At 68.6% G+C, this 12,110-nt stretch carries 12 protein-coding genes; 7 read left to right on the forward strand and 5 right to left on the reverse strand.

The window, feature by feature from the left end:
• Positions 1-14: 14 nt before the first annotated feature.
• On the reverse strand, positions 15-989 hold the full coding sequence (locus tag OG921_RS07590) for a zinc-binding dehydrogenase (protein ID WP_266111776.1): 975 nt from the start codon (positions 987-989) through the stop codon (positions 15-17).
• A gap of 98 nt (positions 990-1,087) precedes the next feature.
• Between OG921_RS07590 and OG921_RS07595 the strand changes: the two genes are divergently transcribed.
• The 7 genes from OG921_RS07595 (at position 1,088) to OG921_RS07625 (ending at position 8,014) form a co-directional block, all read left to right on the forward strand.
• Positions 1,088-2,020 carry a hypothetical protein gene (locus OG921_RS07595; RefSeq protein ID WP_266111777.1) on the forward strand — a complete coding sequence of 311 codons (933 nt, stop codon included), beginning with the start codon at positions 1,088-1,090 and terminating at the stop codon, positions 2,018-2,020.
• Positions 2,017-3,540 (forward strand): hypothetical protein, encoded by a 1,524-nt coding sequence (locus OG921_RS07600; protein ID WP_266111778.1) that lies wholly within the window; start codon positions 2,017-2,019, stop codon positions 3,538-3,540. Before OG921_RS07595 ends, OG921_RS07600 begins: the two co-directional genes overlap by 4 nt.
• A 74-nt stretch (positions 3,541-3,614) precedes the next feature.
• On the forward strand, positions 3,615-3,923 hold the full coding sequence (locus OG921_RS07605; RefSeq protein ID WP_266111779.1) for a DUF6802 family protein: 309 nt from the start codon (positions 3,615-3,617) through the stop codon (positions 3,921-3,923).
• A 262-nt stretch (positions 3,924-4,185) separates the two neighbouring features.
• Positions 4,186-6,018, forward strand: a complete 1,833-nt coding sequence (locus OG921_RS07610) for a phosphoenolpyruvate carboxykinase (GTP) (protein WP_266111780.1) — start codon at positions 4,186-4,188, stop codon at positions 6,016-6,018.
• A gap of 205 nt (positions 6,019-6,223) precedes the next feature.
• On the forward strand, positions 6,224-6,856 hold the full coding sequence (locus tag OG921_RS07615) for a hypothetical protein (protein ID WP_266111781.1): 633 nt from the start codon (positions 6,224-6,226) through the stop codon (positions 6,854-6,856).
• An 84-nt stretch (positions 6,857-6,940) separates the two neighbouring features.
• Positions 6,941-7,441, forward strand: coding sequence for a hypothetical protein (locus tag OG921_RS07620; protein ID WP_266111782.1), 501 nt, complete (start codon positions 6,941-6,943; stop codon positions 7,439-7,441).
• Positions 7,442-7,570: 129 nt separating this feature from the next.
• A complete protein-coding gene (locus OG921_RS07625) occupies positions 7,571-8,014 on the forward strand; it encodes a hypothetical protein (protein ID WP_266111783.1) in 444 nt (147 codons plus the stop codon).
• Between the two features lie 5 nt (positions 8,015-8,019).
• Here OG921_RS07625 and OG921_RS07630 read toward each other — a convergent pair whose 3' ends face one another.
• The 4 genes from OG921_RS07630 to OG921_RS07645 form a co-directional block, all read right to left on the reverse strand.
• A complete protein-coding gene (locus tag OG921_RS07630; protein WP_266111784.1) occupies positions 8,020-8,241 on the reverse strand; it encodes a zinc ribbon domain-containing protein in 222 nt (73 codons plus the stop codon).
• A 25-nt stretch (positions 8,242-8,266) separates the two neighbouring features.
• Entirely contained in the window at positions 8,267-9,577 is a 1,311-nt protein-coding gene (locus OG921_RS07635; protein ID WP_266111785.1) for an NAD(P)/FAD-dependent oxidoreductase, read from the reverse strand.
• Positions 9,578-9,617: 40 nt separating this feature from the next.
• The gene (locus OG921_RS07640; RefSeq protein WP_266111786.1) at positions 9,618-10,547 is read right to left on the reverse strand and encodes a cation diffusion facilitator family transporter; all 930 of its coding nucleotides are present in this window, start codon (positions 10,545-10,547) and stop codon (positions 9,618-9,620) included.
• A gap of 94 nt (positions 10,548-10,641) precedes the next feature.
• Entirely contained in the window at positions 10,642-12,090 is a 1,449-nt protein-coding gene (locus OG921_RS07645; RefSeq protein WP_266111787.1) for an aldehyde dehydrogenase, read from the reverse strand.
• Positions 12,091-12,110: the final 20 nt, after the last annotated feature.

The raw sequence follows: 12,110 nt of genomic DNA on the forward strand, positions 1-12,110 counted from the left end.
TTTCGATGCAGTAATCAGGCCACGTCGAGCACGACCTTGCCGATCGTCGTCCTCGACTCCAACCGTGCGTGCGCGTTCGCGGCATCCGCCAGCGAAAAACGGGTGGTCGTCGCGGTGAGCTCGCCGGCGGCCGCCATGGCGAGTGCCTGCGCCGCCCATCGCCGAATGTTCTCGGGTGTGAATTTGCTCCCCGGACCCACTCCGATTGCCCTGGTGATATCGCGATCGGCGAGCTGGGCGTCGGTGGTGTCGATGCTTCCGGCGACATCCCCGAACGCAACGACGCGGCCACCGCGCTCGAGCAGGTCGATGGCGGCGTCGCCGAACCGTCCGCCGACGGCATCGAAGAGCACCGTCGGCCGCAGTCCGGCCGCCCGGACGCAGGACGGCCAGTCGGCGTCGAGGTAGTCCACGGCGAGGGTGGCGCCGAGTCCCAGCGCGATCTCGGCCTTCGCCGGACCGCCGGCAACGGCGACGACCGGAACCCCCGCCCGATGCGCGAGCTGGACCAGCAGCGACCCGACACCGCCCGCCGCCGCCGTAACCAGCACCGTGTCATCGCCGGTCAGGGCCGCGGCGTCGAGCAATCCGAGCGCGGTACGGCCGGTCCCAACCATCGTCGCCGCGGTGGCCGGGTCCAGCGTGGGGTCGACGAGATGCAGCGCGGCTGCGGGCGTGATCGCGAGCGGGGCATAGCCACCGTTGGCATTGCCGAGCGATACCGCGACCTCGGCGCCGAGCAGGTGCTCGTCGGCCGGCGCCCCAACCGACTCGACGGTGCCGACCACCTCGCGTCCCGGGATGTAGGGCAGTTCGGGAAGTGGGAACGGGCCGAGCTGTCGTCCCGCACGAACCCGGGTGTCCACGACGTGGACACCGGCCGCCGCGACGGCGATCCGGACGGATCCCGGCGGGGGTACCGGGTCGGGCACCCGCTCGAGGTGCATGTTCTCGGCGGGACCGAATTCGCGAACCACAACGGCTTCCATGCCGTCAGCTTCCAACCTGAAGCGCGGTCGAGGTCAAGAGCGCGCCACGACCGGTGCCGCCGGTTCTGCGAGAATCGCGGGTCAGGGGGGTGGCCGTGGTGCCGGAATTCGCAGAGCTCGAGCGTCTGATCGGGGCGGTGCGTCGATCCGGCGCGCAGCGGGTGGCCGACGCGCTGACCGCCGTCCTAACCCGGTGGCGCTCGCCCGTGCAGGTGCGGGTGCTCGGCCGGTCCGGGGTGGGAAAGACGACGGCCGTGGCGGCGCTCGGCCTGCCGGACGAGGGCGAGAACACCGCCGACCTCACCGTTTATCTGGTGCTGGCGCCGGTGCGGCCCGCCGACGAAACCGCGCTGGCGGGGCTGCCCGCGCGGTCGACGTTGCTTGTCGTGAACAAGGTCGACGCGCTCGACGCGGATCCGCAGGAGTACTGCGCGACGCTCGCGGCGAAGACCGGTCTGGACACCGTCGGCATGATCGCCTCGCTCGCCGTCGCGGTGCAGCACCCGTTCGACAGGAACGAGGTCGCGGCGTTTCGCGGCCTCGCCGGCTCGGGTGACCCCACCCTGACCCTGTCGTCCGAACTGTTTCGCACAGCGGATGTGCCCGTCCCTGCGAAGGCTCGGCAGGCGCTGCTCGACCGCTGGCCGTTGGCGGCGATCCGGGCCGCGCTCGATGCACTGGCCGCGAATTCCGATCTCGACGAACACGGCCTGCACGACCTGCTGCGCCGGGCATCGGGCATCGACGGCGTTACGGCGGCGCTCACCGAACTCGCCGATCGGGCACGCGACGTGCGCGGCGGGCGGGTGCTCGACGAGATCGAGCGGATCGGCGCTCGCGCGACACCGGAATTTCCGCTCGCCGGAGCGGAGGTCGAGCGTTTCCTCGACGGCCCGGTCGCGGCGCGGATCGGCCTGGCCGCCGGCCTTGCCGAGTCGGCCGGTTCGGCGCCGGACCCGGATCCGGCGGTACGGCGGGCGGCGCAGCGAATTGTTCGGGGCCGCAAGGCGCTTGCGGGTGAGTGCCGATGAACGCAGCTGAACAGCAGCCGCCCGAAGCGGACTTCACCGACGTGCTCGCCCGGTGGAACCCCGAGGGCTGGGCGCGGGTCACCGCCATTGCCGATGCCGCGTGGGAGCCGCGCCGGATCGCGGTGATCGGACCGCACGCGGCGGGCAAGTCGGCGCTCGTCACCGAACTGACCGCCCACGCGCCGGGTCTCGACCTCTCCGGTCCGGCCGCGCAATCCGGGCTGGCGCTCGCCGTGTTCGATTCGGCGGCCCCGCTCACCGCCGACGACCTGCGCCTGCTCGACGAGGCGCGAGTACACGACTGCCGTCTGGTGTTCGCGCTGAACAAGATCGATGCACACCAGGACTGGGCAGCGGTGCGGGAGCGGGACGCCACGGTGCTGCGCGACGTGCTCGGCCGGGCGCCGGTCATCGTGCCGGTGTCCGCTCGACTGGCCGCGGTGGGGCGCGCCCTCCCCGATCCGGACGCGCGCGCCCGGGTGCTCGCCGCGTCGGGGATCGGCGAACTGGCGCGGGTACTGACCGAGTCGCTGCCCGATCCGGTGCGGGCCCGAACGCAGTGGCGGGTCGAGCGGACCGTCTCGGCAGCCGAGGAAACCGCGGATCGGATCCGCGACATGACGCGCGCGCTGCGTGATGGTGACGACGTCACAGTGTCCCGGACGCACCGGGCTCGCCTGATCGCCGGTCGTGACGGCGGGCGGGCGGAGGCGTCCGCGGCACTGCGCAGTCAGGTGCAGCTTGCGCGGGTGGACGTTGTGCACGAGGTCGGCGCGCAGGTCCGTGCATTGAATACGAATGCGCGTATCCGCGTCGACGAGGCGCAACCCGGCGAACTGCACGAGATACCCGGGTATCTCGACGTTGCCGTGGCCGAACTGACCGGGCGGCTCGACGCGTGGACGCGTGCCCGGATCGACCAGCTGGCGCGCCGGGTGCCCGACGCAGGCGTGGACGGCCTGCGTGGACCGGGCGGCGATCCGCCGCACGTCGGTCCGCCGCCGCCGCGGGGTAGGCATACGGTCGAGAACCGGCTCACCGTCGCGCTCGGCGCCTCGGCCGGCGTCGGGTTGGGCCGGCTCGCGGTCTCGCCGCTGGCCATGATCCCCGCGCTCGATGCCGCGACGGTCCCGCTGACGCTGGTGCTCGGCGGCGGCGCCGCCTGGTGGTTCACCCGTTCGCGAACTCAGCTGGCCGATCGGGCGCAGCTGCGGCAATGGGCGGCGGAGGCGTTGGTCGAGGTGAAGGCGCAACTCGAGCAGCGGATGGTCAGCGCGCTCGTCGAGGCGGAGGCCGTGATCGCGGAGCGCATCGTCCGCGCGGCCGCGGCCCGGATCGCGCAGGTGGACCGTGAAATCGAGGCGGTCGACGCGGAGATCCGCCGGCTCGGCGCCCAGCGTCCGGGGCGGATCGCGTCGTGCCGGCGGGATCTGGCCGCGGTCGAAGAGGGCCTGAGGATTCTGGGAGCGGGGATTTCGGGAGTGGAGGGGGAACCGAATCACGACGCGGTGCGTCAATAGCATCAAGGCGAAGTATGTCCGCCACGAGCAGAGCACCCGACTGCACCTGTATCCGAATTGTTCGAGGAGCCACGATGGCCACGTCCGACGCGTTCTCGCTGCCCGACCTGACCGACGTCGACGCCGCCTCGGGTCTCGGTGATCTCGGCCCGGTCGATCTGCACCACCCGACCGTGGATCTCGACGGTGACGGCGTCGCCGATACGGCGACGCTCACCAGCGGCGATTCGATCGTTATCGGCACCGACACCGACCTCGACGGCACCGTGGACGAACTGACCGTTGTCGACGGATCGGGGGAGTTCGCGTCGTGGCAGTACGAGGTCGGCAGCGACGGCTCGGCAGGGTGGACGGAGATCAGTCACGGTAGGGTCGGCGAATAGCTGCCGACCCCTCACCAGGGGCCAATTGCTGGGGATATGTGAGGAATCGGACACGACCCGACACTCCGTGCCCCCCGCCACACGGGTTAATCTGTGGAAAAGTAAACATGGCACTCACCCCGTGTTACATCGTTATGCTCCCAACGATGAAACCCGACCGAGTAGCCACATCAACCTTGGGGAACACTCAGCGGGTAGTGCTCGCGTTTTGCGACGGGGCGCAACATCCGACTCGGGCCAAACCCACATCCAGGAGAGTTCGATGACCTCAGCGACCATTCCGGGTATCAGCGGAACCGACGGTAAGCCGCCGACTCAGCACAGCGAACTGATCGCCTGGGTCCGCGAGGTAGCCGAGCTGACTCAGCCGGAGCGGGTCGTGTGGGCCGACGGCTCGGACGAAGAGTGGGACCGCCTCACCGCCCAGTTGGTCGAGGCAGGCACATTCAAGAAGCTGGACGAGAAGAAGAAGCCGAACTCCTTCCTCGCGCTGTCCGACCCCAGCGACGTTGCCCGCGTCGAATCCCGCACCTACATCTGCTCGCGCGACGAGGCCGACGCCGGTCCGACGAACAACTGGATGGACCCCGCCGAGATGCGGGCCACCATGAGCGAGTTGTACCGCGGCAGCATGCGCGGCCGCACGATGTACGTCGTCCCGTTCTGCATGGGACCGCTCGGCGCCGACGATCCGAAGCTGGGCGTCGAGCTCACCGACTCGGAGTACGTCGTCGCCTCGATGCGGGTCATGACCCGGATGGGCCAGAAGGCACTCGACGTGCTCGGCAGCGACCGTCCGTTCGTGAAGGCGTTGCACTCGCTCGGCGCGCCGCTCGCCGAGGGCGAGGCCGATGTGCCGTGGCCGTGCAACGACACGAAGTACATCACCCACTTCCCGGAAGACCGGGAAATCTGGAGCTACGGCTCGGGCTACGGCGGCAACGCGCTGCTCGGCAAGAAGTGCTACTCGCTGCGGATCGCGTCGGCAATGGCGCACGACGAGGGCTGGCTCGCCGAGCACATGCTGATCCTCAAGCTGATCTCGCCGGAGAACAAGAACTACTACGTCGCGGCGGCGTTCCCGTCGGCCTGCGGCAAGACCAACCTCGCGATGATCCAGCCGACCATTCCGGGCTGGCGCGCCGAGACCCTCGGTGACGACATCGCGTGGATGCGCTTCGGCAAGGACGGCCGACTCTATGCGGTCAACCCGGAGTTCGGCTTCTTCGGTGTCGCGCCCGGCACCAACTGGTCGTCGAACCCGAACGCGATGAAGACGATGCAGGAAGGCAACACCGTCTACACCAACGTCGCGCTGACCGACGACAACGATGTGTGGTGGGAGGGCCTGGAAGGCGAGCCCGATCACCTCATCGACTGGAAGGGCAACGACTGGGAGCCGCGGGAGAACGACGGCAAGGCCGCGCATCCCAACTCCCGTTACTGCACCCCGATGTCGCAGTGCCCGATCCTCGCGCCGGAGTGGGATGACCCGCAGGGCGTGCCGATCTCGGCGATCCTTTTCGGCGGCCGCCGCAAGACGACCGTCCCGCTGGTGACCGAGTCGTTCGACTGGCAGCACGGCGTGTTCATGGGCGCCACACTCTCGTCCGAGCAGACCGCCGCCGCCGAGGGCAAGGTCGGCACCGTGCGCCGCGACCCGATGGCGATGATCCCGTTCATGGGCTACCACGTCGGCGATTACATCGGGCACTGGATCAACGTCGGCAAGAATGCGGACGCCCAGAAGCTGCCGAAGATCTTCTACGTCAACTGGTTCCGTCGTGGCGAGGACGGCCGCTTCCTGTGGCCGGGCTTCGGTGAGAACTCGCGCGTGCTCGAGTGGATCGTCGATCGCATCGAGGGCCGTGGCGAGGCCGAGGCGACCCCGATCGGCAACGTGCCCACCGCGGCGCAGATGGACCTCGCGGGCCTCGACGTCGACGCGAACGACGTGAACGAGTCGCTGAAAGTCGATGTCGAGGAGTGGAAGAAGGAAATTCCGCTCATCGAGGAGTGGTTCGAGTTCGTCGGCGACAAGCTGCCCTCCGGCGTGCGCGACGAGTTCGAAGCGCTCAAGCAGCGACTCGCCTAGGTCACCGCAAAACCGAAAAGGCCTCCGGTCCAGTTGGACCGGGGGCCTTTTCGGCCGCATCCACCAATATCGATAACGGTTGCACGGCTTTGATGTAACGACTTCGGCACGCCCTTCGAATACCGCATGGGCGATCTGAAAAGGCGCCCTGTGACTTTGGGCTCACGGGACTGGTCGGGGCCGGCGGAGCGTGAAAAGGGAGAATATGACGAACCTCGCGCGGACCGCTGTCGTGACATGTGCGGCGACGTTGGCAGGCCTGATCGGCGCGGGTGCGGCACAAGCAGTGCCGCTGTCGGAGGTGGGTGGTTCGGGAACGTACGTGGCCGGACAGGCAGACCCAGCCCAGATGCTCCCGGGGACTTACGAGACTCAGGGGCCAGTGGCCAAGGACGTTCCATGCGAGTGGGCGATCCGGACGTCGGACGGCGGCGTCCGCAGCGAAGGAAAGGCGTTCGGTGCGACCAGCATCGCGCTTGTCGAGGGGGAGCTGCTCGATACTCGAAACTGCCAGTCCTGGCTCCGCACGTCCGATTCGACCGACAACACGATGGCGATGATCATCGCGGGCGCTGGTCTGGCCGGCACCGGCAGTGCCCTGCTCGGCAGCAGCATCGCAGCCGTCATTACTGCATCCCTGGTGACTGGGAACAGTTTCATGCTCGCTTTCGTCACCGGTTCCGCTGGTGGTGCCGCCACCGATTTCGCCACCGGTTCCGCGGGCGGTACCGATGGCGCCAGCGGTTCCGCTGGTGGTACCGCTACCGAACTCCTGACCGGTTCCGCCGGCGGTTCCGGTAGCGCGCTTCTCGGCCTCGTAGTTCCCACCGCTCCGTAGCCTGCCGGGATGGCCCGGGTAACGAAAGTCCTCGGGCGCGGCTATTCTTCCGTTACTCGGTTCGCTCGGTGGCTAGGGGATTTCATGAAACACGTCTCGCGCAGCACGGTGGTCGCCGCAGGCGCTGGTCTTGCGTTGGTCCTCGGTCTTGCGTTGGGCGCCGGCTCCGGCGTTGCCACTGCCGATCCGGCACCCCCGCCGCCTCCGCCGCCTCCGCCGGCGGTGATAGGCATCGATGGCACCTACCAGATCGGCACGGCGCCGGGACAGTTGCCGGTGGGCGGCTACGAGACCGGTGGACCGATCGCGGGCGCGAACGCATGCAACTGGCTGGTTGTCGACCGGCGCGGCGCAGTCCGTGACAACGCCGCGACGGTGGCCCACGCGCGGGTCGAGTTGCAAGACGGCGACGCTTTCACCACCAAGAACTGCCAGGCATGGGTGCTCAACACGAGCCCACCGCCGTTACCGATCCCCGACTGGGCGCCGTTCGCGGCGGTCGGCAGCGCGGCGGTGGGTAGCGCCGCGACGGGCAGCGTGGCGATCCCGGCGATCATTCTGTTGCTTCTGCCGGTCGGGCTGTAGCGCGGCACGCTTACCACTTCCCGCCCTCTCATATCGAGCCGGAGCCCCACCTGCGTTTTCGTGACTTTCCGTAACGAAACTGCAACGTCGGCGATATTCATTGTGCTACAGCCACTTTGAGAGGGCCGAATGAAAACCGTTGCCTACGCTGCTGTCATTGTCGCCGGAACGGGGCTCGCAACGCTGCTCGGCGCCGGATTCTCTTCGGCGGCGCCCGCCTTGCAGGTCGGTGGCGATGGCCGCTACAACGTGAGCAACAACGACTCCGGACAAATGTGGCCGGGGTCCTACAGCACCGAGGGCCCATCCGGCCCAGGTGCGTGCCACTGGACCGTCTACGCGGCCGACGGCCGGATCACGTCGGACGAGTCGACCCACGGTCGAGCCGACGTCGCCGTCAGTGAGGGCGACGTGTTCGCCACGCGAAACTGCCGGAGCTGGGTGCAGTCCTATGACCCGCTCGAAACGTTGGTGCCGGCAGCCATCGGCAGTGCGGCAGTCGGCAGCGCGGTGGGCAGCGCCGTGCTGCCCAGCCTGGCCACGCTGCTTGTCCTTGGGCAATCCGGCGAATAGCCGTTTCAGCCGCAGCAACCCCCACCGCAACATCCGCCGCCACCACCGGCGGGCGCCTGCACCACGGCGGGCGTGGCGCCCGAGCCGCCGACGCTGAACGTGGTCAGCAACTTGACGGTGTCGTCGTGGCCGCTCGGGCACTCCGCCGGGGCCGACGCCTCGGCCATCGGGCGGGTCAGATCGAACGTGGAGCCGCAGGTGCGGCAGCGGTACTCGTAGCGAGGCATTTCAGCAGGATAACCCGCGTCGCGCTCAGCTATCGATGCCCTCGCTGCGCGCGAAACCCGCCTCCTCGCGGCTCACCAACCCGAGCAGCGCGAGCGGACGTGGCGTCACCAGATTCGTCGCGTAGGCCAGCGACACCGCCCACCGGTTCACGCCGCGCGGCACGGCGAACACGTGATAGCCGCGCGCCACCGCCTTCGCGAACCGGCCGGACAGTTGCACGCCGAGCGGATTGGCCACGGCGAACCCGGGACCGAGATCGACGACCAGGCCCATGTCGCGATGCCGATAGTCGCGCGTTGCACCGATCCCAAGGCTGGCCGCGACGTTGCGCGCCAATGCCTTTCCCTGCCGACTCGCGTGCTGCGCGGTCGGCGGCGTAATCTGCCCGGGCTTGGTGAGGTCCGGCACCGCCGCCGCGTCGCCGCCGGCGAACACGTCCCGACGCCCCGGTACCGACAGGTCCGCGTCGACGACGAGCCGACCCTTCTGCAACTCCAGGCCAAGGGTTTTCAGCAGCGGCGCGCCTTCGACGCCGGTCACCCAGGCGACGGTGTGCGTGGCCACCTCGGTCCCATCGGTGAGCAGCACCCGCCCGGGTGACAGCTCCTTCAACGTCGTGCCGAGCCGGATATCGATCCCGCGGCCGCGCAGCACCTCGAGCACCTTGTCGCCGAGTTGCTCACCCACCTCCGGCATCACCTGATCCGCGGTGTCGAGCAACAGGAAGCGGAACTTGCGCGGGTCGATGCCGCGGCGGTCGGCGTAGGTGTCGGCCAATGCCTTCAACTGCGCGACGAGTTCCGTGCCGGCGTAGGAGGCGCCGACGACGACCACGGTGCGTCGTGCCCGCCGGACCGCCTCGTCGTCCTCCTGATCGGCGAGTTCGAGCTGACGCAGCAGTTGTTCGCGCAGGTACAACGCCTCGGCGACAGACTTCAGGCCATTGGCGTGCTCCGCGAGCCCAGGGATGTCGAACAGCCGAGTCACCGAACCGGGCGTGAGCACCAGTCGGTCCCAGGACAGCTCCCGGTCCTCGCTGTGGCCGTCGTCCACCCGCAGGGTCCGGCGGTCCAAATCCACCGCGGTCACCGCACCGATCCGCAGCTGTACCTTCGGCAACGCGTTCAGCAGCGGGATCGCCACAAACCTCGGATCGATCAGCCCGCCCGCCACATCCGGCAGCAGCGGTGTGTACAGCATGTAGTCGGTCGGCGATACGAGCACGATCTCGACGTCGGTGCGACCGGCCTTGGCGACAATCCGGCTGAGCTTGCGCGCGCACTCGAACCCGGCGAAACCGCTCCCCACTATGACAACACGCTGACGATCGACCATGGCTGCGTTGTTCCCCGAGCCGACCCGTTCGGAAACCTGCTTACCCCGTGAGGCTCGGATCCTCGCGCGTGGACAGGCCGAGCACGGCAAGCACGACATGCGGATCGGCCTGCACCCGCTGCCGCACGGCCTGCAGCGCTTCGGCGACCTGCGATTCGGCCGCATCGCCGACCAGGTCGACGTTCGCGGCCAGATACACCTTGCGCGGGCCGAGATATTCGAGCCGCAGGAACGTCACGCGCTCGACCTCCGGCTGCGCGAGCAGCATCTGCAGCGCGCCGGCCCGTAGCTGCGGCGAGCCCTCCTCGCCGATCAGGAAGCGACGGTTGCGGTCGATGAGCACCACCGCAATCACGCCGAGCAGCACGCCGACCGCGATCGAGCCGAGCGCGTCCGGCACCGGCGACCCGGTGATCTGATGGGCTGCCACGCCGATGAAGGCCAGCACCAGACCGATCAGCGCGCCGGAATCCTCGGCGAACACTGCGCGGGTGGTCGGGTCGGAGGTCTGCAGCGTGTGCTCGAGCAGGCCGCGCTCGGCTCGGGACGCCTCGCCCTTCAGCTGCTTCGTCGCCTGCCGGAACGAAATTCCTTCCAGCACAAACGAAATCGCGAGCACGACGTAGGCCACCCCGAAATCGCTCGCCGGTTCGGGATTGATCAGTTCCTGAATGCCGTGCGTGATCGAAACGCCGGCACCGACCGCGAACAGGCCGAGCGCGGCGAACATCGACCAGACGTAGGCCTCCCGACCGAACCCGAGCGGATGTGTCGCGTCCGGCTCGCGCTTCGATCTGCGGTCGGCCACGATCAGCAGCACCTCGTTGCCGGTGTCGGCCCAGGAGTGCGCGGATTCCGCGACCATCGACGCCGATCCGGTGATCGCCGCTGCAGCGGTCTTGGCAAGGGCGATCAGGGCATTCGCGGCGAACGCGAGCACTACCGTGAACGTGCTCTCCTCGGCTGCCATGGGCAAACGTTAACGCCGCGGTGCCCACGGCGACATTCGAAGGGCGTGGGGCACCGCGGCGTTAACGGTGGAGCGGTTCAGCTGGAGTAGCGGCTCAGCTCGAGTAACCCAGCGGCATCAGCACCGACTTGGTCTCGCAGAACGCGTCGACGCCCTCCGGTCCGTTCTCCCGGCCGATCCCGGAGTTCTTGTAGCCGCCGAACGGCGAACCCGGATCGAAGGCGTACCAGTTGATCGCGTACGTGCCGGTGCGGATCTGCTTGGCGATCTCGATGCCCTTCGGGATATCGGTGGTGAACACCGAGCCCGCCAGGCCGTAATCGGAATCGTTGGCGATCTTGATGGCCTCGTCCAGCGAGTCGTAGGGGATCACGCAGATGACCGGGCCGAAGATCTCTTCGCGCGCGATGGTCATCGAGTTGTCCACATCGGCGAAGATCGTCGGCTCGACGAACCAGCCCGAGTCCAGGCCTTCCGGGCGACCGCCGCCGAGCACCAGGCGGGCGCCCTCTTCCTTGCCCTTGGCGATGTACCCCTCGACCCGCTCGCGTTGCTTCTCGCTGATCAGCGGTCCGAGCTGCGCGTTGGGATCGTCCGGCAGACCCACGGGCATGAACCCGACCGTGGCGACCATCGCCTCGAGGATCTCGTCGTAGCGCGACCGCGGCGCCAGCACCCGGGTCTGGCCGACGCAGGCCTGGCCGGTGTTCATGATTCCCGACATGACGAGCATCGGCATGGTGGACGCGATGTCCATGTCCTCGAGCAGAATCGCGGCCGACTTGCCGCCGAGCTCGAGCGAGCAGCGCTTGAGGTTGCGCGCCGCGATCTCGCCGATCTTCTTACCGACCGCGGTGCTGCCGGTGAAGGTCACCTTGTCCACGTCTGGATGCGACACGAGGTACTCGCCGGTCTCCGCGCCGCCGGGCAGCACCGAGAGCACGCCCTCGGGCAGGCCGGCCTCGGTGAAGATGTCGGCAATCAGGTTGCAGCACAGCGGGGTTTCCGGGGCGGGCTTGAGTACGACGGTACAACCGGCGAGCAGCGCGGGCCCGAGCTTGTTGGCCATCAGGAACAGTGGAACGTTCCACGCGATGACCGCGGCCACCACGCCGACCGGCTCGCGGTAGACCCGTGACTCGCCGAACGCGCCGTGCCGGGTCTCCTCCCACGGGAACGAATCTGCCAGGCCGGCAAAGTAATTCAGGGTGGCTAGGGTGGGGGTGTGCTGCATCATGGCCGCGGCCGCGGCCGGGGCGCCCATTTCCGCGCCGAGCACCTCGACGATATCGGCGGCACGCTCCTCGATGAGTTTGGCGGCGCGGCCGATGATTTCGGCGCGCTGCGCGGGCGTGGTCGAGGCCCACGGTCCGGACTCGAAAGCGGTGCGCGCGGCAGCGACCGCGGCATCGATATCGGCGGGCGCGGCGACCGGGGTGCGGCCGACCCGCTCACCCGTCGCAGGCGAGTAGACGTCGAGAACGGTGTCCGTCGCGGGTTCGGTCCACTTGCCGCCGATGTAAAGCTTGTCGAAATCCTTCATATCTCCATCTCTCTCGCGTG

The sequence above is a fragment of the Aldersonia sp. NBC_00410 genome (assembly GCF_026342035.1).
GTDB lineage: Bacteria > Actinomycetota > Actinomycetes > Mycobacteriales > Mycobacteriaceae > Aldersonia.

What these genes read in the sequence shown, in the direction of transcription:
- OG921_RS07640 (WP_266111786.1), bottom strand. Translation starts at nt 10,547, where the DNA reads ATGGCAGCCGAGGAGAGCACGTTCACGGTAGTGCTCGCGTTCGCCGCG.
- OG921_RS07625 (WP_266111783.1), top strand. Translation starts at nt 7,571, where the DNA reads ATGAAAACCGTTGCCTACGCTGCTGTCATTGTCGCCGGAACGGGGCTC.
- OG921_RS07645 (WP_266111787.1), bottom strand. Translation starts at nt 12,090, where the DNA reads ATGAAGGATTTCGACAAGCTTTACATCGGCGGCAAGTGGACCGAACCC.
- OG921_RS07610 (WP_266111780.1), top strand. Translation starts at nt 4,186, where the DNA reads ATGACCTCAGCGACCATTCCGGGTATCAGCGGAACCGACGGTAAGCCG.
- OG921_RS07615 (WP_266111781.1), top strand. Translation starts at nt 6,224, where the DNA reads ATGACGAACCTCGCGCGGACCGCTGTCGTGACATGTGCGGCGACGTTG.
- OG921_RS07605 (WP_266111779.1), top strand. Translation starts at nt 3,615, where the DNA reads ATGGCCACGTCCGACGCGTTCTCGCTGCCCGACCTGACCGACGTCGAC.
- OG921_RS07635 (WP_266111785.1), bottom strand. Translation starts at nt 9,577, where the DNA reads ATGGTCGATCGTCAGCGTGTTGTCATAGTGGGGAGCGGTTTCGCCGGG.
- OG921_RS07590 (WP_266111776.1), bottom strand. Translation starts at nt 989, where the DNA reads ATGGAAGCCGTTGTGGTTCGCGAATTCGGTCCCGCCGAGAACATGCAC.
- OG921_RS07630 (WP_266111784.1), bottom strand. Translation starts at nt 8,241, where the DNA reads ATGCCTCGCTACGAGTACCGCTGCCGCACCTGCGGCTCCACGTTCGAT.
- OG921_RS07620 (WP_266111782.1), top strand. Translation starts at nt 6,941, where the DNA reads ATGAAACACGTCTCGCGCAGCACGGTGGTCGCCGCAGGCGCTGGTCTT.
- OG921_RS07600 (WP_266111778.1), top strand. Translation starts at nt 2,017, where the DNA reads ATGAACGCAGCTGAACAGCAGCCGCCCGAAGCGGACTTCACCGACGTG.